23 protein-coding genes are annotated in these 25,682 nt (G+C 57.0%); 2 read left to right on the forward strand and 21 right to left on the reverse strand.

The features are described from left to right. Positions 1-7 precede the first annotated feature (7 nt). From pstB to asnC, 19 genes are all read right to left on the reverse strand, one after another. The gene (gene pstB / locus ACTJJ6_RS14060; protein ID WP_016929614.1) at positions 8-778 is read right to left on the reverse strand and encodes a phosphate ABC transporter ATP-binding protein PstB; all 771 of its coding nucleotides are present in this window, start codon (positions 776-778) and stop codon (positions 8-10) included. 54 nt (positions 779-832) lie between these two features. Continuing rightward, positions 833-1,723 carry a phosphate ABC transporter permease PstA gene (gene pstA / locus ACTJJ6_RS14065; protein WP_004933824.1) on the reverse strand — a complete coding sequence of 297 codons (891 nt, stop codon included), beginning with the start codon at positions 1,721-1,723 and terminating at the stop codon, positions 833-835. A 1-nt stretch (position 1,724) separates the two neighbouring features. After that, on the reverse strand, positions 1,725-2,681 hold the full coding sequence (gene pstC, locus ACTJJ6_RS14070; RefSeq protein ID WP_016929615.1) for a phosphate ABC transporter permease PstC: 957 nt from the start codon (positions 2,679-2,681) through the stop codon (positions 1,725-1,727). A gap of 91 nt (positions 2,682-2,772) precedes the next feature. Further along, complete coding sequence (gene pstS / locus ACTJJ6_RS14075; RefSeq protein ID WP_079450353.1) at positions 2,773-3,813, reverse strand: phosphate ABC transporter substrate-binding protein PstS; 1,041 nt, start codon at positions 3,811-3,813, stop codon at positions 2,773-2,775. A 335-nt stretch (positions 3,814-4,148) separates the two neighbouring features. After that, positions 4,149-5,978, reverse strand: coding sequence for a glutamine--fructose-6-phosphate transaminase (isomerizing) (gene glmS / locus ACTJJ6_RS14080; RefSeq protein WP_028128067.1), 1,830 nt, complete (start codon positions 5,976-5,978; stop codon positions 4,149-4,151). 152 nt (positions 5,979-6,130) lie between these two features. After that, positions 6,131-7,504: a bifunctional UDP-N-acetylglucosamine diphosphorylase/glucosamine-1-phosphate N-acetyltransferase GlmU gene (glmU, locus tag ACTJJ6_RS14085; RefSeq protein ID WP_440804230.1), complete on the reverse strand. Its 1,374-nt coding sequence runs from the start codon at positions 7,502-7,504 to the stop codon at positions 6,131-6,133. Between the two features lie 290 nt (positions 7,505-7,794). After that, entirely contained in the window at positions 7,795-8,214 is a 420-nt protein-coding gene (locus ACTJJ6_RS14090; protein ID WP_004933814.1) for a F0F1 ATP synthase subunit epsilon, read from the reverse strand. A gap of 20 nt (positions 8,215-8,234) precedes the next feature. Then, entirely contained in the window at positions 8,235-9,617 is a 1,383-nt protein-coding gene (gene atpD, locus ACTJJ6_RS14095) for a F0F1 ATP synthase subunit beta (RefSeq protein WP_004933813.1), read from the reverse strand. A 32-nt stretch (positions 9,618-9,649) separates the two neighbouring features. Then, positions 9,650-10,513, reverse strand: a complete 864-nt coding sequence (atpG, locus tag ACTJJ6_RS14100; RefSeq protein WP_004933811.1) for a F0F1 ATP synthase subunit gamma — start codon at positions 10,511-10,513, stop codon at positions 9,650-9,652. 59 nt (positions 10,514-10,572) lie between these two features. After that, complete coding sequence (gene atpA, locus ACTJJ6_RS14105; RefSeq protein WP_016929618.1) at positions 10,573-12,114, reverse strand: F0F1 ATP synthase subunit alpha; 1,542 nt, start codon at positions 12,112-12,114, stop codon at positions 10,573-10,575. Between the two features lie 12 nt (positions 12,115-12,126). Next, positions 12,127-12,660: a F0F1 ATP synthase subunit delta gene (atpH, locus tag ACTJJ6_RS14110; RefSeq protein WP_015376133.1), complete on the reverse strand. Its 534-nt coding sequence runs from the start codon at positions 12,658-12,660 to the stop codon at positions 12,127-12,129. A 14-nt stretch (positions 12,661-12,674) separates the two neighbouring features. Further along, positions 12,675-13,145 carry a F0F1 ATP synthase subunit B gene (gene atpF / locus ACTJJ6_RS14115; RefSeq protein ID WP_004933804.1) on the reverse strand — a complete coding sequence of 157 codons (471 nt, stop codon included), beginning with the start codon at positions 13,143-13,145 and terminating at the stop codon, positions 12,675-12,677. A gap of 57 nt (positions 13,146-13,202) precedes the next feature. Continuing rightward, on the reverse strand, positions 13,203-13,442 hold the full coding sequence (atpE, locus tag ACTJJ6_RS14120; RefSeq protein WP_004093904.1) for a F0F1 ATP synthase subunit C: 240 nt from the start codon (positions 13,440-13,442) through the stop codon (positions 13,203-13,205). 49 nt (positions 13,443-13,491) lie between these two features. After that, complete coding sequence (gene atpB / locus ACTJJ6_RS14125; RefSeq protein ID WP_015376132.1) at positions 13,492-14,271, reverse strand: F0F1 ATP synthase subunit A; 780 nt, start codon at positions 14,269-14,271, stop codon at positions 13,492-13,494. Positions 14,272-14,293: 22 nt separating this feature from the next. Beyond that, entirely contained in the window at positions 14,294-14,677 is a 384-nt protein-coding gene (atpI, locus tag ACTJJ6_RS14130) for a F0F1 ATP synthase subunit I (protein WP_004933796.1), read from the reverse strand. Positions 14,678-15,316: 639 nt separating this feature from the next. Then, entirely contained in the window at positions 15,317-15,937 is a 621-nt protein-coding gene (rsmG, locus tag ACTJJ6_RS14135) for a 16S rRNA (guanine(527)-N(7))-methyltransferase RsmG (RefSeq protein ID WP_015379471.1), read from the reverse strand. Between the two features lie 138 nt (positions 15,938-16,075). Further along, complete coding sequence (gene mnmG / locus ACTJJ6_RS14140; protein ID WP_033639108.1) at positions 16,076-17,965, reverse strand: tRNA uridine-5-carboxymethylaminomethyl(34) synthesis enzyme MnmG; 1,890 nt, start codon at positions 17,963-17,965, stop codon at positions 16,076-16,078. Positions 17,966-18,345: 380 nt separating this feature from the next. Next, positions 18,346-18,786 (reverse strand): FMN-binding protein MioC, encoded by a 441-nt coding sequence (gene mioC / locus ACTJJ6_RS14145; RefSeq protein ID WP_016929621.1) that lies wholly within the window; start codon positions 18,784-18,786, stop codon positions 18,346-18,348. Positions 18,787-18,886: 100 nt separating this feature from the next. Next, positions 18,887-19,348: a transcriptional regulator AsnC gene (gene asnC, locus ACTJJ6_RS14150; protein WP_004933786.1), complete on the reverse strand. Its 462-nt coding sequence runs from the start codon at positions 19,346-19,348 to the stop codon at positions 18,887-18,889. 155 nt (positions 19,349-19,503) lie between these two features. Between asnC and asnA the strand changes: the two genes are divergently transcribed. Then, positions 19,504-20,496: an aspartate--ammonia ligase gene (asnA, locus tag ACTJJ6_RS14155; protein ID WP_016929623.1), complete on the forward strand. Its 993-nt coding sequence runs from the start codon at positions 19,504-19,506 to the stop codon at positions 20,494-20,496. A 4-nt stretch (positions 20,497-20,500) separates the two neighbouring features. Here asnA and viaA read toward each other — a convergent pair whose 3' ends face one another. Then, positions 20,501-21,964: an ATPase RavA stimulator ViaA gene (gene viaA / locus ACTJJ6_RS14160; protein ID WP_004933781.1), complete on the reverse strand. Its 1,464-nt coding sequence runs from the start codon at positions 21,962-21,964 to the stop codon at positions 20,501-20,503. 2 nt (positions 21,965-21,966) lie between these two features. Further along, the gene (gene ravA / locus ACTJJ6_RS14165) at positions 21,967-23,475 is read right to left on the reverse strand and encodes an ATPase RavA (RefSeq protein ID WP_152903354.1); all 1,509 of its coding nucleotides are present in this window, start codon (positions 23,473-23,475) and stop codon (positions 21,967-21,969) included. A gap of 283 nt (positions 23,476-23,758) precedes the next feature. On the opposite strand from ravA, the gene kup reads away from it, so the two are divergent. Next, on the forward strand, positions 23,759-25,627 hold the full coding sequence (gene kup / locus ACTJJ6_RS14170) for a low affinity potassium transporter Kup (protein ID WP_015379467.1): 1,869 nt from the start codon (positions 23,759-23,761) through the stop codon (positions 25,625-25,627). The last annotated feature ends 55 nt before the right edge of the window (positions 25,628-25,682 follow it).

Below are 25,682 nucleotides of genomic sequence, written 5' to 3' on the forward strand. Positions count from 1 at the left end.
CTTCCTATCAACCATAACGGCCAGTGATGTAGTCTTCAGTCTGCTTTTTCTGCGGCGCAGTGAACAGGTTATCAGTATCACTGAACTCGATCAGCTCGCCCAGATACATAAATGCGGTAGAGTCGGAGCAGCGCGCTGCCTGCTGCATGTTGTGCGTCACGATCACCACGGTGTAATCGGCCTTCAGTTCACTGATCAGCTCTTCAATCTTGCCGGTAGAGATCGGATCCAGCGCCGAGCAAGGCTCATCCAGCAACAGCACTTCCGGACGAATGGCGATGCCGCGGGCGATGCACAGACGCTGCTGCTGGCCGCCGGAGAGGCTGTAGCCGCTCTGGTGCAGCTTGTCCTTGGTTTCGTTCCACAACGCGGCCTTGGTCAGCGCCCACTGCACGCGCTCGTCCATATCGGCGCGCGACAGCTTTTCAAACAGGCGAACGCCGAAAGCGATGTTGTCGTAAATCGACATCGGGAACGGCGTCGGCTTCTGGAACACCATGCCGACCTTGGCGCGCAGCAACGCGATATCCGAGTTGTCGGTCAGGATGTTCTGGCCGTCCAGCAGAATGCCGCCTTCCGCACGCTGTTCCGGGTACAGCTGGTACATCTTGTTAAAGGTGCGCAGCAGGGTGGATTTGCCGCAGCCGGATGGGCCGATAAACGCGGTGACCTTGTTCTTGGCGATATCCAGCGTGATGTTCTTCAGCGCATGGAATTTGCCGTAGTAGAAGTTCAGATCGCGTACCTGAATTTTGCTGCTGGAAGCGTCAGTAACCATACTCATCAAGACTTCTCTCTTTTCATCAGCGCCGCCAAAGCGGCGCTCAAAATTTTACGAATGCTTTTTCTTGGCGAAAATTACGCGCGCCAGGATATTCAGTAACAGTACGCACAGGGTGATCAACAGCACCCCGGCCCAGGCCAACTGTTGCCATTCGGCGAACGGGCTCATGGCGAATTTGAAGATGGTCACCGGCAGGTTGGCGATCGGCTGCATCAGGTCGGTGCTCCAGAACTGGTTCGACAGCGAGGTGAACAGCAGCGGCGCGGTTTCCCCCGCGATGCGCGCAATCGCCAGCAGCACGCCGGTGATGATGCCGGACACCGACGCCTTCAGCGTGATGGCGGAAATCATGCGCCATTTCGGCGTGCCCAGGGCATAGGCGGCCTCGCGCAGCGTATCCGGCACCAGCTTCAGCATGTTCTCGGTGGTGCGAATGACGATCGGCACCTGCAGCAACGCCAGCGCCACGATGCCGGCCCAACCGGAGAAGTGTTCCATCTTCGCCACCACGATGGTGTAAACGAACAGGCCCACCACGATCGACGGTGCGGACAGCAGGATGTCGTTGATAAAGCGGATCACTTCCGCCAGCCAAGATTTACGGCCGTATTCCGCCAGGTAGATGCCGGCCATGATGCCCAGCGGCGTACCGAAGAGGGTCGCCCACAGGATCAACAGGCCGCTGCCGGCGATGGCGTTGGCCAGGCCGCCGCCCGCGGTATTCGGCGGCGGGGTCATCTCGGTGAACAGCGCCAGCGACATGCCGTCGAAGCCTTTGGTGACGGTAGCGATCAGGATCCAGATCAGCCAGAACAGCCCGAACGCCATGGTCGCCATCGACAGGAACAGCGCGAGGCGATTTTTCTGCCGGCGCCAGGCCTGCATTTTGCGGCGGCTTTCCGCCAGAACGACTGCGTTTTGCATATCCATCGTCGCCATGTTAACGCCCCTCATTCTTGGCCAGACGCATGATCATCAGTTTCGACAGCGCCAGCACGATAAAGGTGATAACAAACAGAATCAGGCCCAGCTCCATCAGTGCGGCGGTGTGCACGCCGGACTCGGCTTCGGCGAATTCGTTGGCCAGCGCCGAGGTGATGCTGTTGCCCGGCATGTACAGCGAAGCGCTGTCGAGCTGGTAAGTGTTGCCGATGATAAAGGTCACCGCCATGGTCTCCCCCAGCGCACGGCCCAGGCCCAGCATCACCCCGCCGATGACGCCGTTTTTGGTGAACGGCAGCACGATGCGCCAGATGACTTCCCAGGTGGTGCAGCCGATGCCGTAGGCCGACTCTTTCATCATCACCGGGGTCTGTTCGAACACGTCGCGCATCACTGCGGCGATGTAAGGAATGATCATGATCGCCAGGATCACCCCGGCGGCCAGGATGCCGATGCCGAAGGCCGGGCCGGAGAACAGCTCGCCGACGATTGGAATGCCCGACAGCACGTCGCCCACCGGCGTCTGGAAGTATTCGGCGAACAGCGGGGCGAACACGAACAGTCCCCACATGCCGTAGACGATGCTCGGAATGGCCGCCAGCAGCTCAATGGCGATGCCCAGCGGCCGCTTCAGCCAGTTCGGCGCCAGTTCGGTCAGGAACAGCGCGATGCCGAAGCTCACCGGCACGGCGATGATCAACGCGATAAGCGAGGTGACCACGGTGCCGTAGATCGGCACCAGCGCGCCGAACTGCTCCGCCGGCGCGTCCCACTCTTTGGTCCACAGGAACGCAAAGCCGAATTTCTGCATGCTTGGCCAGGAGGCGAAGATCAGCGAAACGATGATGCCGCCCAGCAACAATAGGGTAATCAGCGCAGCCAGTCTCACCAGCGCGCTGAAAATGATGTCACCGTTTTTGCCCGGTGCTTTGATGGTCGGCTTGTACTCAGCCATAGATTACTCTCTGTTTGAACCCTGGCAGCCCCAACCGGGATCGGAGCCTGAAGAACTGTGTGGGGCGCGGCGAACCCGCGCCCCTGCGTTGTTAGTACAGCGCTTTACCTGAACTGTCTTTTACGTTGGTTTTCCAGGCCGCACGCACCTGCTCAACCACTTCTGCCGGCAGGGTGGCGTAATCCAGCTCGTTAGCTTGTTTTGCACCGGTTTTGTAGGCCCAGTCGAAGAACTTCAGCACTTCGGCGCCCTGAACAGGGTTTTTCTGCTCTTTGTGCACCAGGATGAAGGTGGTGGAGGTGATTGGCCACACGTTGTCGCCTTTCTGGTCAGTCAGATCCTGAGCAAAGGTTTTGCTCCAATCTGCACCTTTGGCGGCGTTGCTGAAGCTCTCTTCGGTCGGGCTGACCGGTTTGCCGTCAGCGGACACCAGCTTGGTGTAAGCCAGGTTGTTCTGCTTGGCGTAAGCGTATTCTACGTAGCCGATAGAGCCTGGCAGACGCTGAACGAAGGCGGCGATGCCGTCGTTGCCTTTACCGCCCAGACCGGTCGGCCAGTTAACGGTAGAACCGGCGCCAATCTTTTCTTTCCACTGCGCATTGGCTTTGGACAGGTAGCTGGTGAACACGAACGAAGTGCCGGAACCGTCGGCGCGGCGCACTACGGCGATGTTTTGGTCAGGCAGTTTCACGCCTGGGTTCAGCTTGGTGATAGCCGGATCGTTCCATTTTTTGACGTTGCCCAGGTAGATATCGCCCAGGGTTTTGCCGTCCAGCGTCAGTTCGCCGGATTTGATGCCCGGGATATTCACCGCCAGCACCACGCCGCCGATCACGGTCGGGAACTGGAACAGGCCGTCGGCCGCCAGCTTGTCGTCAGACAGCGGGGCGTCGGAAGCGCCAAAGTCAACGGTGTTGGCCACGATTTGCTTTACGCCGCCAGAGGAGCCGATGCCCTGATAGTTAACTTTGTTGCCGGTTTCTTTCTGATAAGAATCTGCCCACTTGGCGTAAACCGGAGCGGGGAATGTCGCACCTGCACCGGTCAGGCTGGCAGCAGCGAACGCGGACACGGCGGTCAGGGAGAAGGTCGCTGCCACAATACTGGCGACGGTGGTACGCATCAGTTTCATAATCCCTCCTAATGGGATACTTAAAATCGACTTCGAGTCGTTTTAATCAGAGTAAGTATTGCTGCAGGAGGGAAAATAGGACAGTTTGGTGACAGAAAAATGTACGCAATATGACAGTTATATTACAGTGCATTTAATGAGTGTTTGTTTGTATTTAAATCAGAAGGTTAGCCGTGAAACAGCACATTTCCCAAGCAATAAAAAACCGGCTTGGCGCGGCCTATCCGCTTGAATATGACAACGTTTATCACCGAAACGGCAGCGCTGTCATCTTTAAGGTCACTCATGAAAAAAGCCGGCGCTAAGGCCGGCTTTTGCAGTTTACCTGCGGCAAATTACTCTACGGTGACAGACTTCGCCAGGTTGCGCGGCTGGTCAACGTCGGTGCCTTTGATCAGCGCCACATGGTAAGACAGCAGCTGCAACGGCACGGTGTAGAAGATCGGCGCGACGATTTCCTCGACGTGCGGCAGAGGAATGATGGTCATGCCTTCGCTGCTGACGAAGCCGGCGTCCTGATCGGCGAACACGTACAGCTGGCCGCCGCGCGCGCGCACTTCTTCAATGTTGGACTTCAGCTTTTCCAGCAGTTCGTTGTTCGGCGCCACCACAATCACCGGCATATCGGCGTCGATCAGCGCCAGCGGGCCGTGTTTCAACTCGCCCGCCGCATAAGCTTCGGCGTGAATATAGGAGATCTCTTTCAGCTTCAGCGCCCCTTCCATGGCGATCGGATACTGATCGCCACGGCCGAGGAACAGCGCATGGTGCTTGTCGGAGAAGCCTTCCGCCAGCGCTTCGATCTCTTTATCCATCGACAGCATCTGCTCGATACGCGCCGGCAACGCCTGCAGACCATGCACGATCTCGTGCTCCACGCTTTCCGCCATGCCTTTCAGACGGCCCAGGCGCGCCACCAGCATCAACAGCACGGTGAGCTGCGTGGTGAAGGCTTTGGTCGAGGCTACGCCGATTTCCGTGCCCGCTTTGGTCATCAACGCCAGATCGGATTCACGCACCAGCGAAGAGCCGGCAACGTTACAAACGGCCAGCGAACCGAGATAACCCAGTTCTTTGGACAGGCGCAGCGCCGCCAGAGTGTCGGCGGTTTCGCCGGACTGCGACAGAGTGATGATCAGGCTGCCCGGACGCACCGCCGATTTGCGGTAACGGAATTCGGACGCGATCTCGACATCGCACGGCACGCCGGCCAGCGCTTCGAACCAGTAACGCGCCACCATACCGGAGTGGTAAGAAGTGCCACAGGCGATAATCTGCACGTGCTGCACCTTGGCGAGCAGCTCGTCGGCGTGCGGCCCCAGCTCACTCAGGTTGATTTGGCCATGACTGAAACGCCCTTCCAGGGTGTTTTTCAGCGCCAGCGGCTGTTCGTAAATCTCTTTTTGCATGTAGTGGCGGTAAGCGCCCTTGTCGCCGGCGTCATACTGCACCTGGGACTCGATCTCAGGGCGCTCGATGGCGTTGCCCTGTTTGTCGAAAATGTTGACGGTGCGGCGAGTCACTTCCACCACGTCGCCTTCTTCCAGGAAGATGAAGCGGCGGGTGACCGGTAGCAGCGCCAGCTGATCGGAAGCGATAAAGTTTTCCCCAACGCCGCGGCCGATAACCAGCGGGCTACCGGAACGCGCCGCGACCAGCACGCTCGGATCGCGGCTGTCCATCACCACGGTGCCATAAGCGCCGCGCAGCTGCGGGATCACGCGCTGAACCACTTCCAGCAGCGTACCGCCTTGCAGTTGTTCCCAGTGCACCAGGTGCGCAATCACTTCGGTATCGGTTTCAGAGCTGAAACGGTAACCGCGTTCAATCAGCAGTTCGCGCAGCGGCTCGTGGTTTTCGATGATGCCGTTATGCACCACGGTAATGTAGTCGGAAACATGCGGGTGCGCGTTCGCTTCGGTCGGTTCACCGTGCGTAGCCCAACGGGTGTGAGCGATGCCGGTACCGCCGTGCAGATCGGTTTGTTCCGCCGCTTCGGCCAGCTTTTGTACCTTGCCAACGCGACGCAGGCGACTGACGTTGCCTTTTTCATCGACCACCGCCAGACCGGCGGAGTCATAACCGCGGTACTCGAGACGACGTAAACCTTCCAACAGGATTTCTGCGATATCACGTTGCGCTACTGCGCCTACAATTCCACACATTCAGTTATATTCCTAATGAACGCCCTTCATGGGCGCTTTCGATGCCTTGACCTGATTTTTGCCGGTTTTTACCGTGCGCCCCCGAGCCTGTAGATGGTGGGGATTATTATGTTTTGTATTGGGCTCGTGAACGGAGCCCAACGCAAAACACACTATGACTTCTTCTTCACCGGACGTTGCCAGCCCTGAATGTGCACCTGCTTGACGCGGCTCAACACCAGTTCGTTCTCGGCGATATCGCGCGTCACCGTGGTGCCGGCGGCGATGGTGGAGCCTTTGCCGACCGACACCGGCGCCACCAGCTGAGTATCGGAACCGACGAACACGCCGTCGCCGATCAGCGTCTTGTGCTTGTTGGCGCCATCGTAGTTGCAGGTGATGGTGCCGGCGCCGATATTCACGTCATCGCCGATTTCAGCATCGCCCAGGTAGCTGAGGTGACCGGCCTTGGAGCCTTTGCCCAGGCGCGCCTTTTTCATTTCCACGAAGTTGCCGACGTGAGCCCCTGCCGCCAGCTCCGCGCCTGGGCGCAAGCGGGCGAACGGCCCCACCGTGCAGTCTGCTTCCAGCACGCTGTCTTCCAGCACGCTGTAAGGGCTGATCTCGCAGTCATCACCGATCACGCAGTTTTTCAGCACGCAGCCGGCGCCGATTCTCACCCGATCGCCCAGCTTGACGTGACCTTCGATAATCACATTCGCATCAATAGTGATGTCACGGCCGTGAACAAGTTCCCCGCGCAGATCGAAACGCGCCGGATCCAGCAGCATCACGCCGGCCAACAGCAGCTTTTCAGACTGTTCCGACTGGAATACGCGCTCCAGAGTCGCCAACTGCAGACGGTTGTTCACACCTTCAACTTCACTTAAACGCGACGGGTGCACGGCTTCGATTTTCTTGCCGTCGGCATGGGCCAACGCAATGATATCGGTGATGTAAAACTCGCCCTGTGCGTTGTCGTTATTCAACATTCCCAGCCAGCGTTTCAGATCGCGCCCGTTCGCCACCAGGATGCCGGTATTGATCTCGTTGATCTGCCGCTGCGCTTCACTGGCGTCTTTATGCTCGACGATGCCCACCACGTCGCCGTTCTCACGCACGATGCGGCCATAGCCGCTCGGATCGTCCAGCTTGACCGTCAGCAGGCCGATGCCGCCCTGCGGTTTAGCCGCCAACAGGCGTTGCAGCGTATCGACGGAGATCAGCGGCACGTCGCCGTACAGCATCAGCACGTCTTCATCATCGGCAAAATGCAGCGCGGCCTGCTGCATTGCGTGACCGGTACCCAGTTGCTCGGCCTGCAGCACCCAGTTCAGCGCGCCGTCAGTCAACGTGCTTTTCAGCAAATCGCCGCCGTGGCCGTATACCAGGTGAACATGTTGCGCACCCAGCTTCATCGCGGCATCAATGACGTGTTGCACCATCGGCTTGCCGGCCAACGGGTGCAACACTTTGGGAAGATCGGAATACATGCGCGTACCCTTGCCTGCGGCGAGGATAACTACGCTCATTGCGCTGTTCGACATAAGCAACCTGATAACTCCATTTTGATAGACGAAAGTAAAACCGTTTAGCGACGATATTACTACATATTTCTCATCACGAACCCGGCGCAGGCCGCGCGGCGCGTGGTCTGTCACCACCATGCCCAATTCAGCTCCAGGGCAAAAAAACTGTCGGCGTTCGGCGACGTTTCTTGCCCGATATCAGGGGTTATACACCACTCCGCCAGCCGGGCCGAAATGCTTATTTTAAAGTAAAAAAAAAGCGACCCTATGGGCCGCTTTCTTAAAGTTGGGTGCAGAGCACCCAAACATTACATCGCTTTTCTGGTGAGCTCGATAACGCGCAGTTTTGCGATCGCTTTCGCCAGTTCAGCGGATGCCTGAGCATAGTCGACATCGCCATGAGAGCTGCGAATGTGTTCTTCAGCTTTACGCTTAGCTTCCAACGCTCTCGCTTCGTCGAGGTCAGTACCACGGATAGCAGTGTCCGCCAGCACGGTAACCACGCTCGGCTGCACCTCGAGGATGCCGCCGGACAGGTAGATGAACTCTTCTTCACCGTGCTGCTTAACAATACGCACCATGCCAGGCTTGATGGCAGTCAGCAGCGGCGCATGGCCAGGGAAGATCCCCAGTTCACCTTCGCTGCCTGTCACCTGGATCTTCTGCACCAGGCCGGAAAACATCTGTTTTTCCGCGCTGACTACATCCAGATGGTAAGTCATAGCCATATCACCCTCCTCTCAAGGCGTTACAGTTTCTTGGCTTTTTCCACTGCTTCTTCAATGGTGCCAACCATGTAGAACGCCTGCTCCGGCAGGTGGTCATAGTCGCCGTCCATAATGCCTTTGAAACCACGGATGGTGTCTTTCAGCGATACGAACTTGCCCGGAGAACCGGTGAAGACTTCTGCCACGAAGAACGGCTGAGACAGGAAGCGTTGGATCTTACGCGCACGGGATACGACCAGCTTGTCTTCTTCAGACAGCTCGTCCATACCCAGGATCGCGATGATATCTTTCAGTTCCTGGTAGCGTTGCAGAATGGACTGCACGCCACGCGCTACGTCGTAGTGCTCCTGGCCAACGACCAGCGGATCCAGCTGACGGCTGGTGGAATCCAGCGGGTCAACGGCCGGGTAGATACCCAGAGAAGCGATGTTACGGCTCAGTACCACGGTTGCGTCCAAGTGCGCAAAGGTGGTGGCTGGAGACGGGTCAGTCAAGTCATCCGCAGGAACGTAAACGGCCTGTACGGAAGTGATGGAACCGGTCTTGGTCGAGGTGATACGTTCTTGCAGAACGCCCATCTCTTCCGCCAGCGTTGGCTGATAACCTACCGCGGATGGCATACGGCCCAGAAGTGCGGACACTTCGGTACCGGCCAGGGTGTAACGGTAGATGTTGTCAACGAACAGCAGAACGTCACGGCCTTCGTCACGGAATTTCTCCGCCATGGTCAGACCGGTCAGCGCAACGCGCAGACGGTTACCTGGTGGCTCGTTCATCTGGCCGTAAACCAGGGATACTTTGTCCAGAACGTTGGAGTCGGTCATTTCGTGGTAGAAGTCGTTACCCTCACGAGTACGCTCGCCCACGCCCGCAAACACGGAATAACCGGAGTGCTCGATCGCGATGTTACGGATCAGCTCCATCATGTTTACGGTTTTACCTACGCCCGCACCGCCGAACAGACCGACTTTACCGCCCTTGGCGAACGGACAAATCAGGTCCATTACCTTGATACCGGTTTCCAGCAGTTCCTGAGAGCTGGACAGCTCTTCGTAGCTTGGCGCCGCGCGGTGAATCGCCCAACGCTCTTCTTCGCCGATGTCGCCTTTCATGTCGATCGGTTGACCCAATACGTTCATGATACGACCCAGGGTAGCTTTACCCACCGGCACTTCAATCGGGTGGTCCAGGTTGTTCACTTTCAGACCGCGACGCAGACCGTCGGAGGTCCCCATTGCGATACAGCGAACCACGCCACCGCCCAGCTGTTGCTGAACTTCCAACACCAGTTTTTCGGTGCCGTTTTCTACCTCAAGGGCGTCGTACACTTTCGGTACGGCATCCTGAGGGAACTCGACGTCCACCACGGCGCCGATTACCTGGATAATCTTTCCAGTAGCCATCTTGAATCCTCTACGTAATTCGTAAACCTAGCTTAAACCGCGGAGGCTCCCGAAACGATCTCGGTGAGTTCCTGAGTGATGCTGGCCTGACGCGCCTTGTTGTATACCAACTGCAGCTCTTTGATCAGGCTACCGCCGTTATCGGTTGCGGCTTTCATCGCGACCATTCGTGCGGCCTGCTCGCTGGCCAGGTTTTCCACGACGCCCTGATAAACCTGCGACTCCACATAGCGGCGCAGCAAGGTATCAAGCAGCACTTTTGGATCGGGTTCATACAGGTAATCCCAAGGCGTTTTCTTCAGCTCTTCGTCATCGGCTGGCGGTAACGGCAGCAGCTGAAGCACTTGCGGCTCTTGGGACATCGTATTAACAAATTTGTTGCTGACAATGTACAGCTTGTCCAAACGACCTTCGTCGTAGGCCTGCAGCATCACTTTCACCGGCCCGATCAGATCCGACAGGGAAGGTTTGTCCCCCATGCCGGTCACCTGGGCAACCACGTTGCCGCCCACGGAACCAAAGAAAGAGGCCGCTTTAGAGCCAATCAGCGCCAAGTCGGTTTCGACGCCTTTTTCGGACCAGGCTTTCATCTCCGCCAGCAGCTTTTTGAACAGGTTGATGTTCAAGCCGCCGCAGAGACCACGGTCAGTAGACACCACCAGATACCCGACGCGCTTAACGTCACGCTCATCCAGGTACGGGTGCTTGTACTCCAGATTCCCTAACGCAAGGTGACCAATCACTTTGCGCATGGTCTCTGCATAAGGACGGCTGGCCGCCATGCGATCCTGCGATTTACGCATTTTGGAGGCGGCGACCATTTCCATCGCTTTAGTGATCTTTTGCGTGTTTTGCACGCTAGCGATCTTACTACGTATCTCTTTTGCGCCGGCCATCTCTGCTTCTCCTCAGTGCCAGACGGCCTGCTGTCTTTCAACAGCAGGACCGTTCGGCGTTACCAGGACTGGGTTTTCTTGAAGGTCTCGAGGACGTCTTTCAACTTGCCCTCGATCTCATCATTGAAGTTGCCAGTTTGGTTGATGTGGTTCAGCAGTTCGGCGTGCTCGCGATCCGCATAGGCTACCAGCGCGGCTTCGAAGCTCACCACTTTGGCGACTTCGACGTCGTTCAGGTAACCGCGTTCTGCGGCAAACAGCACCAGAGACTGTTGTGCAACCGACATCGGCGCATACTGTTTCTGTTTCAGCAGTTCGGTCACTTTCTGACCGTGGCTCAGCTGTTTGCGGGTCGCGTCGTCCAGATCGGAGGCGAACTGGGAGAACGCAGCCAATTCACGATACTGCGCCAGCGCGGTACGGATACCGCCGGACAGTTTCTTCATGATCTTGGTCTGCGCGGCGCCACCAACACGGGATACGGAGATACCCGGGTTAACTGCCGGACGAATACCGGAGTTGAACAGGTTGGATTCCAGGAAGATCTGACCATCGGTAATCGAGATTACGTTGGTCGGAACGAACGCGGAAACGTCACCCGCCTGGGTTTCAATGATCGGCAGAGCGGTCAGTGAACCGGTTTGGCCTTTAACTTCACCTTTGGTGAAGGCTTCAACGTATTCGGCGTTGACGCGCGCTGCGCGCTCCAGCAAGCGGGAGTGCAGGTAGAATACGTCGCCTGGGTAAGCTTCACGACCTGGCGGACGACGAAGCAGCAGGGAAATCTGGCGGTAAGCAACGGCCTGTTTGGACAGGTCATCGTACACGATCAGCGCGTCTTCACCGCGGTCACGGAAGTATTCGCCCATTGCGCAACCGGCGTATGGCGCCAGGTATTGCAGTGCGGCGGATTCGGAAGCGGTCGCCACCACCACGATGGTGTTGGCCAGTGCGCCGTGCTCTTCCAGTTTGCGCACCACGTTAGCGATGGTGGACGCTTTCTGGCCGATAGCCACGTAAACGCATTTGATGCCGGAGTCGCGTTGGTTGATGATCGCATCGATCGCCAGCGCGGTTTTACCGGTCTGACGGTCACCGATCACCAGCTCACGCTGGCCACGGCCGATTGGAATCATGGCGTCAACGGATTTGTAGCCAGTCTGAACCGGCTGATCAACGGACTGACGCTCGATAACGCCTGGCGCGATAGCTTCTACCGGAGAGAAGCCGTCGTTCTCAATCGGGCCTTTGCCGTCGATTGGCGCGCCCAGGGTGTTAACTACGCGGCCCAGCAGACCACGACCGACTGGAACTTCCAGGATACGGCCGGTGCATTTAACCTTCATGCCTTCGGCCAGATCCGCGTACGGCCCCATGACCACGGCACCGACGGAGTCGCGCTCCAGGTTCAATGCGATTGCGTAACGGTTGCCAGGCAGCGCGATCATTTCGCCCTGCATAACTTCGGCCAGGCCGTGTACGCGGATGATCCCGTCGCTGACGGAAACGATAGTACCTTCATTGTGAGCTTCGCTCACTACATTGAACTGAGCAATGCGCTGCTTGATCAGTTCGCTGATTTCGGTGGAATTCAGTTGCATGCTCCAGTCCCCTTAAGACTGCAAGACGTCTGTCAGGCGTTCAAGACGACCGCGAACGCTGCCATCAATCACCATATCGCCGGCGCGAACAACGATGCCGGCCAGTACAGACTTGTCAATTTTGCAATTCAGCTTAACTTTGCGTGACAGACGTTTTTCCATCGCAGCGGCGATTTTCGCCTGCTGTTCGTCGTTCAGCGCGCTCGCAGAGAGCACTTCGACTTCGACGGTGGATTCCAGCGAGGCGCGCAGTTCGATGAACTGCTGCAGCACGGCAGGAAGAACCAGTAAACGTCCATTTTCGGCCATTACACGGATAAAGTTCTGGCCATGTTCGTCGAGCCGATCGCCACAAACCGCGATGAACGTCTTGGACAGCGTTTCTGGCGCAACCGCGCCAGACAGCAGTTCAGAAATCTGTTCATTGCGAGTGACTTCAGCCGCAAACGCCAGCATGTCCTGCCAGCGCTCTACGCTTTGGTGCTCAACGGCAAAGTCAAAAGCTGCTTTGGCGTAGGGGCGAGCTACAGTTACAAATTCAGACATCAGCCCCTCCCTCCTTACAGTTCAGCGACCAGTTTATCAACGATGTCGCTGTTAGCAGCTTCATCCACGGAACGTTCGATGATCTTCTCGGCGCCGGCAATTGCCAGCATCGCGACTTGCTTACGCAACTCTTCACGAGCGCGCTTACGTTCGGCTTCGATCTCAGCCTGAGCCTGCGCCACGATTTTGTTACGTTCCTGCTCGGCTTCGGCTTTCGCTTCATCCATGATCTGAGCTTTGCGTTTGTTCGCTTGCTCGATGATCACCTGAGCTTCTGCTTTGGCAGTTTTCAGCTGGTCGGTCGCATTGGCTTGCGCTAAGTCCAGATCTTTTTTGGCACGCTCTGCAGAAGCGAGGCCGTCAGCGATTTCTTTCTGACGTTTCTCGATGGCAGCCATGATCGGCGGCCATACGTACTTCATGCAGAACCAGACAAACAGAACGAACGCGATGGCCTGGCCGAGGATTGTTGCGTTAAGATTCACAGCACAATGCCTCTTTAAAAGTTAATAGTTTGGTTACGTCGTAGAGGGTTGCTCTACTTACGCGACGGCGAACATCACGTACAGACCCAGACCTACAGCGATCATCGGGATGGCGTCGACCAGACCCATAACGATAAAGAACTGTGTACGCAGCAGAGGAATCAGGTCAGGCTGACGAGCAGCGCCTTCCAAGAATTTACCACCCAGGATGCCGATACCGATCGCAGCACCGATTGCCGCTAAACCCATCATCACAGCGGCAGCCATGTACAGCAGATCCATACTCAGGTTTTCCATGACAGTCTCCAGTTTGTTTCAGTTTAAAAGTGCAAGTGTTTTAAGAAAATCAGTGCTCTTCAGACGCCATCGACAGATAGACGATCGTCAGAACCATGAAAATAAAGGCTTGAAGCGTAATGATCAGGATGTGGAAGATAGCCCAAGGCAAGCTCAGGACCCACTGTGACCACCACGGCAACAGGCCGGCAATCAGGATGAAGATCAACTCACCCGCATACATGTTGCCGAACAGTCGCAGACCCAGTGAAACAGGTTTGGACAGCAGGCTGACACCTTCAAGAATCAGGTTGATAGGAATGAATACAGGGTGGTTGAACGGCTGCATGGTCAACTCTTTAACAAACCCGCCAACGCCTTTCATTTTGATGCTATAGAACAGAATCAGGATAAACACGCCCAGCGCCATCGACAGCGTGACGTTCACATCGGCGGTAGGCACGACGCGCAGCGCAGGCAGGCCGAGGATGTGTTCGCCAACGTAAGGCAGGAAGTCGATGGGCAGCAGGTCCATCAAGTTCATCAGGAACACCCAGACGAACACGGTCAGCGCCAGCGGCGCAATCACCTTGCTCTTGCCGTGGTACATGTCGCGCACGCTGCTGTCGACGAAACCGACCACCAGCTCCACGGCGGTTTGCAGTTTACCCGGCACGCCGCTGGTGGCGTTTTTGGCCACTTTGCGGAAGATCACCAGGAAAAGCGCCCCGAGGACGACGGAGAAAAACATCGAGTCGATGTTGATCGACCAGAACCCAGTCCCGACCTGAAGCTGCGTCAGGTGGTGACCGATATACTCCTGTGGAGTCAAGACTTCTCCTGCAGACATGATGCCTCTTACCCTTATTTAGTTAAGTTCGGTAACTGTTAATCACGGCCGGTGCCACTATCTGCACCACTAACACCGCTAAATAGGTCAGGCCAAGCGGTATAAACTCCGCCTTGAACACCCCCAGCGCCACGATCAGCAAAACGATGGTGATCACGACCTTTAGCCCCTCGCCGATGGCGAACGACCAGGCAACCCTACCGGGCGCCGGCGTTTGCGCCTGATGGCGCAAGGCAAACAGCATAAACATTGCACTCGGCAACCAGGCGGCGAGACCGCCTGCCAGCGCCGAAGCGCTCCATTCCGGGCTTTTCAGCCAGAAAGCAACGCTGATCAGAACAAAAGTCATTAACTGCAAAAACAGCAGTTTGCGTGCGACTTTCCCGCTGTAAAGGGACACAGACATGACGTTTGTTCTCTCCGTACCCCAGAGGGGGTATGCTGAGTGACGTATACAACTGTTTTTGCTGTCCTGAGTCAAGCAGCAAAAAACGAGCAAATTATACGGGGCATACCAACGAATTCAATCGATAAGTAGCGAAAAGGTGAACAATTATTTAAATTTCCCTATTCCAGCCTATTTTCACAAGAAAACGGTCGGAATAATAGGGCGCATTTAATTGTCTGATTATTCCAGCGTTGCGTTTAGAAACGCGAAGCCGATCACAGTAATGTCCCTTCCTGATTTATAGCCGATGGTCAACCAAACCGTCTTTAGCAATTTGAGCGATCAAAAAATTATATAAATCAAAACATTACCAGTTAACTGTTCAAAAACAATCCGTATACCCGATGAAAACCTTTTATTGACAAGCAGCGGGGCAATATTCCAACAGCCAATTAACATTAGCAGCAAACGCCAATCTTTCGCACATGATTGCTAACGTGACTATTTCCAAATGCAATTACTCTATTGTCGCTAATTAGCCGCGTTTTTTGTGTTAATAGAAAGTAAATTAACTAAAAAAAGCGACCAACTAATTAGCCTGCTTACCTTTCTGCTTGGTACGACCTTTAATTCACGCTTGTTTGATCAAAAGCAAACTCAGTTTGCCTTAAGAATCACCAGATGACGTTCGCCTTCCAGTTCAGGCACCTGCAGCCGCACGATGGACTCCAGGCTAACGCCAGCCGGCAGCTGCGTCAGTTCTTCATCCGGACGCACGCCTTTCAACGCGTAAAAACGCCCCTGCCCTTTCGCCGGCAGGTGATGGCACCAGGACAGCATATCCTGCAGCGAAGCGAATGCCCGGCTGATCACGCCATCGAACGGCGGCTCGGCCGGAAACGCTTCGACGCGGCTCTGCACCGGCTCGATATTGTTCAGGCCCAGCTCATGCTGCACCTGACGCAGAAAACGCACGCGCTTGCCCAGGCTGTCGAGCAGCGTGAAATGCGCGTCCGGGCGCACGATCGCCAGCGGAATGCCCGGTAAACCGGGGCCGGTGCCGACATCGATAAAACGCGAGCCCTGCAGATGCGGATTGACCACAATGCTGTCGAGGATGTGGCGCACCAGCATTTGTTGCGGATCGCGCACCGACGTGAGGTTATAAGCCTTGTTCCACTTATCCAGCATGCCGACATAGCCCAGCAGCTGCTGTTTCTGCTGATCGGGCAGCTCAATGCCTGCTGCCGCGAGCAGCGAGTCTAATTTTTTTTGCACAACGGATCCTCTGGCAGGCGCGGAACGACCAGCGGATGGTTAGCTGGCGCAATGAGGCGACTATGATAATTCAGGGCGCAAGTGATGTCAGCGGCCGTTTGGCTACGGGTTGAGCAAACGGCCGCCTGGATGCGGGATTTATGCGCTGCGGCGCAGCAGTCCCTGCTTTTTCAGCCAAATCAGCAAAATCGAGATCGCCGCTGGCGTAATGCCGGAGATGCGCGAAGCCTGGCCGATGGAGTTCGGTTTGTGATCGTTCAGCTTGGCGATCACTTCGTTCGACAGTCCCGAAACCTGACGGTAGTCAAGATCCAGCGGCAGCACGGTATTCTCGTTGCGCTGCTGTTTTTCGATCTCTTCCTGTTGGCGAGCGATGTAGCCTTCGTATTTGACCTGGATCTCGACCTGCTCGGCGGCTTGGACGTCGTCCAGCGGCGGCGCGAAGGCGTCGGTGCCGGTCAACTGCGCGTAATCCATCTCCGGGCGACGCAGCAGTTCTTCGCCGTTCGCTTCACGCGACAGCGGCGCTTTCAGCAGCACATTGACCTGTTCGACGTTCTCGGCGTGCGGATGCATCCAGATGTCGCGCAGGCGCTGACGTTCGCGTTCGATTCGCTCCAGCTTCTCGCTGTAACGCGCCCAACGCACGTCGTCCACCAGGCCCAGCTCGCGGCCTTTTTCCGTCAGGCGGAGATCGGCGTTGTCTTCGCGCAGCATCAGACGATACTCGGCGCGAGAGGTAAACATGCGGTACGGCTCTTTGGTACCAAGGGTGCTGAGATCGTCCACCAGCACGCCGAGGTAGGCCTGATCGCGACGTGGCGCCCAGCCCTCTTGTTCATCGGCGAAACGCCCGGCATTCAGACCGGCCAGCAAGCCCTGCGCGGCGGCTTCTTCATACCCGGTGGTGCCGTTGATCTGGCCGGCGAAGAACAGGCCCTGAATGAATTTGCTTTCCAGCGTAGGTTTCAGATCGCGCGGATCGAAGAAATCGTACTCGATGGCATAACCAGGGCGAATAATACGCGCGTTCTGCATTCCTTCCATCGAACGGACGATCTGCATCTGCACATCGAAAGGCAAGCTGGTGGAAATCCCGTTAGGGTAAATCTCGTTGCTGGTCAGCCCTTCCGGCTCAAGGAAGATCTGGTGCGCGTTGCGATCGGCAAAACGCATGACCTTGTCTTCGATCGACGGGCAGTAACGTGGGCCGATCCCTTCGATGATCCCGGCATACATCGGGCTGCGATCGAGGTTATTGCGGATCACGTCATGGGTTTTTTCATTGGTGTGGGTGATGTAGCACGCCATTTGTTCCGGGTGCTGGCTGGCATCGCCCAAGAAAGAGAATACCGGCACCGGCGTATCACCGTGTTGCGGCGCCAGTACGCTGAAATCGATAGTGCGGGCGTCGATGCGCGGCGGCGTACCGGTTTTCAAGCGGTTAACGCGCAGCGGCAGTTCACGCAAACGCTGCGACAGTGAGATCGAAGGAGGATCCCCGGCGCGGCCGCCGCTGTAATTCTCCAAGCCGATATGGATCTTGCCGTCCAGGAAGGTGCCTACGGTCAATACCACCGCCTTGGCGCGGAATTTCAGGCCCATTTGGGTGACGGCGCCGACTACGCGATCGTTTTCGACGATCAGATCCTCAACCGGCTGTTGGAAGATCATCAGGTTGGGCTGGTTCTCCAACGCGGTACGGATCGCCTGGCGATACAAGACGCGATCCGCCTGAGCGCGAGTAGCGCGAACGGCAGGGCCTTTGCTGGCGTTTAGTATCCTAAACTGGATGCCGGCATGGTCGATCGCCGTCGCCATCAAGCCGCCGAGCGCATCAATTTCCTTAACCAGATGCCCTTTACCAATACCGCCAATCGCCGGGTTACAGGACATCTGTCCCAGCGTATCGATATTGTGTGTCAATAATAAAGTCTGACGTCCCATGCGCGCCGCGGCCATGGCGGCCTCGGTACCTGCATGGCCACCACCGATGATGATGACGTCAAATTGATCTGGATAAAACATGGAACTGCACCTCGCCGTATTGCGAACGATCGTATTTGCCCTGGGGTCGGGGATTCTACTCAAGTTTAGACGATCGACCAAGTGGTCCGGATCGTCGGTAATTAAAAGAAGATCTTTTTTATTTAAAGATCTCTTTATTAGATCTCTTATTAGGATCGCGATCCTCTGTGGATAAGTGACTATTCACGATGAAGATCAGCAGATTAAGGAGGATCGTTTGCTGTGAATGATCGGTGATCCCGACGCAGATAAGCTGGGATCTAAAAGGCTTGTTATGCACAGGACAAAAAGCGCTCTACGGTTTTTATTGGGATAACTACGGCTTTTACCCTGCTTTTAAGCTTAGTTATCCACAATCGTTCGCGCGATCTTTAGACGAATTAGAGTAAATTAATCCAGTTTTTTACCCATTCCTCGGCCGGATCCTCGGGAATTTCATGCTCGGTCACGTCGATCTCGAGACGATCGCCGATCCTTTTAGCGCCTCTGGCGATCAACAGATCGTCGATCTGTTTGATCGCGCCGCAGAAGGTGTCGTATTCCGAACTGCCCAAACCGACGGCGCCGAACTGCACCTCGGAAAGATCCGGCTGCTGCTCAGCGATCTGTTCCAGCAGCGGTTGAAGGTTATCCGGCAGTTCGCCGGCGCCGTGCGTGGAAGAGACCACCAGCCAGCGGCCGGTCAACGGCAGTTCATCCAGTTCAGGGCCGTGCAGCATCTCGGTAGAGAAACCCGCGTCTTCCAGCTTTTCAGCCAAATGTTCAGCCACGTATTCGGCGCTGCCAAGCGTACTGCCACTGATCAGAGTAATGTCTGCCATGAACCAACGATCCCAACCTTCTCACTCAAAGTGGCTGCATTGTACGCTGTGAATCGGCTGGGATCTACCTGTGGATAATGTGGGTATGCAATTTGGCGGGTTACGGCACGATGGTGCGCATAATGGGGTTCTGCAGCGAGATCAGCGTTTCGGTAGACTGGATCTCGTCGATGGTCTGGATCTTGTTGATAAGTACCTGTTGCAACGCGTCGATCGATCGGCACATTACCTTAATAAAGACGCTGTAGTGGCCGGTGGTGTAATAGGCTTCCACCACTTCTTCCAGGCTTTCCAGCTTCTTCAGCGCCGAAGGGTAATCCTTGGCGCTCTTTAAGATGATGCCGATAAAGCAGCACACGTCGTAGCCCAGCTGTTTGGGGCTGACGTCGATGCGCGCGCCGGTGATGATCCCGGCCTGCTTCATCTTCTCCACCCGCACATGAATAGTGCCTGGGCTGACGGCGAAGTTTTTCGCCAGTTCGGCGTACGGTGTGCGCGCATTGTCCATCAGGGCGTTGAGAATGCCGCGATCGAGATTATCGATCTGATAAATTTCCGCCATTTAATCCCCCATTAATTAACGATTGTTGAATTCTGTCCGGGTAAAAATGAACGATTAAAAGTGAAAAGGCAATATTGATTAATGGATATTGAATAGTCGTGTCATTTTGTTGCTTAATCGATGGCAACAGAGACAGGTTTACAAGAGATACGGCAATGAAAAAACAGTTTATCCAAAAACAACAACAAATCAGCCAGGTCAAATCCTTCTTCTCCCGCCAGCTGGAGCAACAGCTCGGTCTGATCGAAGTGCAGGCCCCGATCCTTAGCCGCCTGGGCGACGGCACGCAGGATAACCTTTCCGGCAGCGAGAAAGCGGTGCAGGTCAAAGTCAAAACCTTGCCGGACGCCACCTTCGAAGTGGTGCATTCGCTGGCGAAATGGAAACGCAAAACCCTGGGCAGCTACGATTTCGGTGCCGGCGAAGGCCTGTATACCCATATGAAGGCGCTGCGCCCGGATGAAGACCGTCTGACGCCAATCCACTCGGTGTACGTCGATCAGTGGGACTGGGAGCGGGTGATGGGCGACGGTGAGCGCAGCCTGGACTACCTGAAAAACACCGTGCGCAGCATTTACGCTGCGATCAAGGCGACGGAGGCGGAAGTCAGCCGTGAGCATGGCCTGACCCCATTCCTGCCGGAACAGATCCACTTCGTGCACAGCGAAACCCTGCTGCAGCGCTATCCGGATCTGGACGCCAAAGGGCGTGAGCGAGCGATTGCCAAAGAATTGGGCGCGGTGTTCCTGATCGGCATCGGTGGCAAGCTGTCGCACGGCAAATCGCACGATGTGCGTGCGCCGGATTATGATGACTGGACTACGCCGACGGCGGATGGACTGGCGGGCCTGAACGGCGATATCGTGGTGTGGAACCCGGTGCTGCAGGACGCTTTCGAGCTGTCTTCCATGGGCATTCGCGTCGACGCCGCGGCGCTGAAACATCAGCTGGCGCTGACCGGCGACGAAGAGCGCATGAAGCTGGAATGGCACCAGTCGCTGCTGCGCGGCGATATGCCGCAGACCATCGGCGGCGGCATCGGTCAGTCGCGTTTGGTGATGCTACTGTTGCAGCTGTCGCATATCGGCCAGGTGCAGTGCGGTGTGTGGTCGCCGGAAGTGCGCGGCGCGGTCGAAGGCCTGCTCTAACCGCCTAGCGCCGCCAGCGGCGCATCAAACGGCTTTTCAACCCGGTATCAAAGCGCCAGATATGATCGAAGATGCGCATGATGCCGGGTTTGCCGTAAGCGGACATCGCCACCGCGTGGAAACGTTGCTGGTGGCTTTGTTGCTGCTGTTTCACCTTCTTTATTACCTCCTCCGGCAATCGCTGGGCGATAAAATCGGAAATGATCACCGCATCGGCGTCGAACCAGCCGCTCTCCGCCATTTTGGTGACGGTGGCGTTCAGGCAGGCCGCCAGATCGGTGCCGCCGCGAAACTGCTGGCCGAGAAAGCGCACCGCTTGTTCGATGCCGCTGGCGGCGGTGAGTTCGTAATGCACGATCTGGTTGGCGAACAGCATGATATAGCAGCGGCGGTTGTCCGCCAGCGCAATGCGCAGCAGCGCCAGACAGAAGGCCTTGGCGCACTGTTCGTTAAAACCGCCCATCGATCCGGATGTGTCCACGCAGACGATAAACGGCCCGCGCGGCTGTTGATCCTGCTGCTGGTGAGTGACCTGGCGGATCAGGATCTGTTCCTGCCAGACGTCGCCTTGCAGACGGTAGCTCAGCAGCCGCTTTTCCAACAGGCGGCGGTAGAACTCGAATTCCAGCTCTTCTATCCCCAGCGTCGCCAGCTCCGGCGGCAGCAGGCGCAGGATGTCGTCGCTCTGATGAATGCCGCTCACTTCTTCCGGCAGCGTGGCCGGCACCTGCACCATGACCCTGAACGGCTCCGGCTGCGCGTCCTGTTGCTGCACCGCCTTGGCCTGATAGCTGCGGCCCAGCTGTTGCGCCAGCTTTTTCAGCTCCGGCTGCTGCTGCAAAAAGTTGCCGTACTCCACCAGCCGCTGGTAATCGCCACGCTGCAGCTGGCCTTTGCTCATGTCCCACAGCCTGCCGGCGGCGGTGTCATTTTCCGACAGCAGCGGCTCCAGCGCGCCGCTCAGCGCCAGGCGCTCCTGCAGCTCCGCCATCAGCTGCTCGCGCTCTTGTTCCAGCAACTGGTGGTGCAGCATGGTGGCCTGCAGCGTCAGGCTGATGCGCCAGCGCTGCAGAAACAGGGTTTGAAAGCTGTCGTCAAGCGGGTGATTGGGCAGATCGGCGGCGTCCACCAGCGCGCGCGCCTGTTCATAAAACGGTGAGACCAGCTGGCGCAGCAGTTCCATCGTGTCGTTGAGGTTGTGATAAAACTGGGTGTTGTTCTCCAACTGGCACTGTTGGTAGCGGTAAAATTCCTGCGCCAGCGCCGGCGGCACCATCGCCTCCTGCAGACGTTCCTTAAGCTGCAGCTTCCAACGCGGCAGATCGCGATCCAGCGCCCGGCGAAGGGCCGGAAACTTTTTAAAGAATACCGACAGCTGCGGCGCCGCCAGCATGCCGACGATCATCTCCTCGATCATCTCGCCTTCGGTGATCGCCAGCAGCAGATCGAGCGTCTCCAGACTGAGCATGGTTACTGGCCGCGCATTTGCTGCAGTTGTTGTTTAACCTGTTCCGCGACCTGCAGCAGACTGGCTTCGATCTTGGCCAGGCCGGCGGCGGGCGTGAACAGACAGGGCTGATGTTGGCTGAAGGCGCGGCGTTGCTCCGCCAGGCGCTGGGCCAATCCGTCCATTTCATCCAGCAGCGCTTGCGGCGTGGCGGTGGCCTGTTTGCCCGGCAGCGCCAGCAATGACGGCTGGCGGCTGACGTCCAACACCGTGAGGTGCAGTTGATCGTCCACGTCCAAATCGATCGGCTGCGCGAAGCCGATGCCATTTAGCTTGGCGCGCACGTCACCGCCTTTTTGCAGCCAGTTGTCCAGCGCGCTGCTTTCGATGCTCAGATGATTGACCTGAATGTCATGCAGCTGCAGCGGTTTTTGCAGCAGCAGGGTGAGGGGGCCGCCGGGGAACGGCGTGGCCGGCGCGTATTGCGGTTTACGGCTGAACATGCCGCCCTTTTTCACCAGGCTGATGGCCTGCCGATCGCTTTGCTGTTGCTGGTCCTGCAGCCAGCGGGTGTGGATCTGTTGCAACTGGATCAGCATCGATTGTTGCTGATAGGCCGACTCGGTCAGCAACTGATCGATCTGCTGTTGCAGCAGCTTCAGCGAGGTGAGATCGTGCCACAGGCAGTCTTTCAATAGCATCAGGTCGAGCGGGGCGATGGCGTCGCGCCCGCTGAAGAAGGCGCAGGCTTGCAGCAGGCGCAGGGCTTTTTTCCAGCGCCGATCGGAGACGTAAGGCGCCTGCTCCAGCGCATCCAGCCGCTGGCGCAGCTGGAAGATCAGCTCAAAACAGGCTTCCGGCAGCGCAACTTTGTCGATCTGCGGTTGCCACTGCAGAAACTCTTCGTCGCTGATGCTCAGCGCTGCCGGCACCGGGTTTTGGCTTTCGCTCTGGCGGTTGACCAGCAGCGAGCGGAAATTCTGTTTATCCTGCACCTTGTCCAGCCACAGACGGATCAGCATGCGGTCATATAAGGCTTCGAGGCTGTTGTCCGCTTCGGGCAGTTCGTTGGAGGCGGTGACCAGCAGGCGCAGCGGGATCGGTTCTTCGCTGTTGCCGTTGCGAAAACGGCGTTCGTTGATCGCCGTCAGCAGGGTGTTAAGGATCGCCGGGCCGGCCTTCCAGATCTCGTCCAGAAACACGATCTCCGCTTCCGGCAGATAGCCGGCGGTCAGACGCTGATAGCGCCCCTCATCTTTCAGCGCCTGAATCGAGAGCGGGCCGAAGACCTCCTCCGGCGTGGAAAAACGCGTCATCAGGTATTCAAAGGAGCGGGCGTTGCGGAAGGCAAACTTCAGCCGGCGCGCGATCAGGCTCTTGGCGATGCCGGGCGGGCCGAGCAGGAATACGCTTTCGCCGCTCAGCGCCGCCAGCAGGCACAGACGGATTGCCTCTTGCCGCTCATAAAGACCGCTCTCCAGCGCGTTGCTGAGGCGGGAAATTCGTTCTGCCAGAAGGGATGATGGCGTCATATAATTGTCGCATTGTCCGAGAGTTAGCCAATCTTGGTCGATAATCCGATGATAAACCACCATTATTTTTAGTGGTATAGCCTGTTGATTAGTAATATTTTTCTAAGTTAAGCCGGATATTCGGTTCACATTTTGTTTATTTTTCGGCTCTGATATAAGGGTAGGCAAGCGGTATAAATGGTGCATACTGTGCGGCTTTCTGGTGGGCGTGACGGATCTTTGAGCCCGTATTTTGCCTGATGCGGATGCATCGCTAACGGATGTTCTGATAAAGAAACGAATTATGAGCGCAGAGCATAAGCAGTCCTTATCGGCGGTAACCTTGGCTGCCATCGGCGTGGTCTACGGTGATATCGGCACCAGCCCTCTCTATACGTTGAGAGAGTGTTTCTCCGGCCATTACGGCTTCGATGTTCGTCCAGACGTGGTTTTCGGCTTCCTGTCGCTGATTTTCTGGATGCTGATCGTGATCGTTTCCCTCAAATATCTCACCTACGTGATGCGCGCGGACAACGCCGGCGAGGGCGGCATTCTGACGCTGATGTCGCTGGCCGGGCGCAATACCTCGGCGCGCACCACTGCGGTGTTGGTGATACTGGGCCTGATCGGCGGCAGCTTCTTCTATGGCGAGGTGGTGATCACCCCGGCGATCTCGGTGATGTCGGCGATAGAGGGGTTGGAAATCGCCGCGCCTGCGCTTGACGCCTATATCGTGCCGCTCTCCATTCTGGTGCTGACGCTGCTGTTCGTTATCCAAAAGCACGGCACCGGCAGCGTCGGCAAGCTGTTCGCCCCGGTAATGCTGCTGTGGTTCATCGTGTTGGCGGTGCTGGGCGCGCGCAGCATCATTTCGAACCCGGAAGTGCTGCAGGCGCTGAACCCCAAATGGGCGCTCAACTTCTTCATGGAATATAAGAAGGTGTCGTTCTTCGCGCTGGGGGCAGTGGTGCTGTCCATCACCGGCGTCGAGGCGCTGTATGCCGATATGGGGCACTTCGGCAAGTTCCCTATTCGCCTGGCCTGGTTCACCGTGGTGCTGCCTTCGCTGGTGCTCAACTACTTCGGCCAGGGCGCGCTGCTGCTAAAAAACCCTGAGGCGATCAAAAACCCGTTCTTCCTGTTGGCGCCCGACTGGGCGCTGATCCCGCTGCTGATTCTGGCGACCCTGGCGACGGTTATCGCCTCGCAGGCGGTGATTTCCGGCGTCTTCTCGCTGACCCGCCAGGCGGTGCGTCTGGGTTACCTGTCGCCGATGCGCATCATTCACACCTCGGAAATGGAATCCGGCCAGATCTACATTCCGGTGATCAACTGGACGCTGTATATCTCGGTGGTGCTGGTGATCATCGGCTTCGAACACTCCAGCAACCTGGCGGCGGCGTACGGCATCGCCGTTACCGGCACCATGGTGCTGACCAGCATTCTGGTCACTTCGGTGGCGATTAATAACTGGCATTGGAACCGCTTCCTGGCGATCGGCATCGTAACCATCTTGCTGATCATCGACGTGCCGATGTTCTCCGCCAACGCCCTGAAGCTGTTCTCCGGCGGCTGGCTGCCGCTGACCTTGGCGCTGGTGATGTTCATCATTATGACTACCTGGAAGAGCGAGCGTTTCCGCCTGCTGCGCCGCCTGCATGAGCACGGCAACTCGCTGGAGGCGATGATCGCCTCGCTGGAGAAATCGCCGCCGGTACGGGTGCCGGGCACCGCGGTCTTCTTGTCGCGCGCCACCAACGTCATTCCTTTTGCGCTGTTGCATAACCTGAAACACAATAAGGTGCTGCATGAGCGCGTGGTGCTGCTGACGCTGCGCACCGAGGATGCGCCTTACGTGCACAACGTGCGTCGGGTGACCATCGAGCAGCTGTCGCCGACCTTCTGGCGGGTGGTGGCCAGCTACGGCTGGCGCGAAACGCCGAACGTGGAGGAAGTGTTCCACCGCTGCGGGCTGGAAGGGTTGCCGTGCCGCATGTCGGAGACGTCGTTCTTCATGTCCCATGAATCGCTGATCCTCACCAAGCGGCCATGGTACCTCTACCTGCGCGGCAAACTGTTCGTCGCTCTGAGCCGCAATGCGCTGCGCGCGCCGGATCAGTTCGAAATTCCGCCGAACCGGGTCATCGAACTCGGCACGCAGGTCGAGATCTAATCCGCCTGACAGGGGCTCAGCATGGCTGAGCCCCTTTTGTTTGCGCTTTGTCCGT

Origin of the sequence: Serratia sp. 22278 (assembly GCF_052045405.1) — a bacterium.
Lineage (GTDB): Bacteria > Pseudomonadota > Gammaproteobacteria > Enterobacterales > Enterobacteriaceae > Serratia > Serratia marcescens.

Bases quoted from the DNA above. Each gene is read 5' to 3' on its own strand.
- pstB (WP_016929614.1), bottom strand. From the start codon at position 778: ATGGTTACTGACGCTTCCAGCAGCAAAATTCAGGTACGCGATCTGAAC.
- pstA (WP_004933824.1), bottom strand. From the start codon at position 1,723: ATGGCGACGATGGATATGCAAAACGCAGTCGTTCTGGCGGAAAGCCGC.
- pstC (WP_016929615.1), bottom strand. From the start codon at position 2,681: ATGGCTGAGTACAAGCCGACCATCAAAGCACCGGGCAAAAACGGTGAC.
- pstS (WP_079450353.1), bottom strand. From the start codon at position 3,813: ATGAAACTGATGCGTACCACCGTCGCCAGTATTGTGGCAGCGACCTTC.
- glmS (WP_028128067.1), bottom strand. From the start codon at position 5,978: ATGTGTGGAATTGTAGGCGCAGTAGCGCAACGTGATATCGCAGAAATC.
- glmU (WP_440804230.1), bottom strand. From the start codon at position 7,504: ATGTCGAACAGCGCAATGAGCGTAGTTATCCTCGCCGCAGGCAAGGGT.
- ACTJJ6_RS14090 (WP_004933814.1), bottom strand. From the start codon at position 8,214: ATGGCTATGACTTACCATCTGGATGTAGTCAGCGCGGAAAAACAGATG.
- atpD (WP_004933813.1), bottom strand. From the start codon at position 9,617: ATGGCTACTGGAAAGATTATCCAGGTAATCGGCGCCGTGGTGGACGTC.
- atpG (WP_004933811.1), bottom strand. From the start codon at position 10,513: ATGGCCGGCGCAAAAGAGATACGTAGTAAGATCGCTAGCGTGCAAAAC.
- atpA (WP_016929618.1), bottom strand. From the start codon at position 12,114: ATGCAACTGAATTCCACCGAAATCAGCGAACTGATCAAGCAGCGCATT.
- atpH (WP_015376133.1), bottom strand. From the start codon at position 12,660: ATGTCTGAATTTGTAACTGTAGCTCGCCCCTACGCCAAAGCAGCTTTT.
- atpE (WP_004093904.1), bottom strand. From the start codon at position 13,442: ATGGAAAACCTGAGTATGGATCTGCTGTACATGGCTGCCGCTGTGATG.
- atpB (WP_015376132.1), bottom strand. From the start codon at position 14,271: ATGTCTGCAGGAGAAGTCTTGACTCCACAGGAGTATATCGGTCACCAC.
- atpI (WP_004933796.1), bottom strand. From the start codon at position 14,677: ATGTCTGTGTCCCTTTACAGCGGGAAAGTCGCACGCAAACTGCTGTTT.
- mnmG (WP_033639108.1), bottom strand. From the start codon at position 17,965: ATGTTTTATCCAGATCAATTTGACGTCATCATCATCGGTGGTGGCCAT.
- mioC (WP_016929621.1), bottom strand. From the start codon at position 18,786: ATGGCAGACATTACTCTGATCAGTGGCAGTACGCTTGGCAGCGCCGAA.
- asnC (WP_004933786.1), bottom strand. From the start codon at position 19,348: ATGGCGGAAATTTATCAGATCGATAATCTCGATCGCGGCATTCTCAAC.
- asnA (WP_016929623.1), top strand. From the start codon at position 19,504: ATGAAAAAACAGTTTATCCAAAAACAACAACAAATCAGCCAGGTCAAA.
- viaA (WP_004933781.1), bottom strand. From the start codon at position 21,964: ATGCTCAGTCTGGAGACGCTCGATCTGCTGCTGGCGATCACCGAAGGC.
- ravA (WP_152903354.1), bottom strand. From the start codon at position 23,475: ATGACGCCATCATCCCTTCTGGCAGAACGAATTTCCCGCCTCAGCAAC.
- kup (WP_015379467.1), top strand. From the start codon at position 23,759: ATGAGCGCAGAGCATAAGCAGTCCTTATCGGCGGTAACCTTGGCTGCC.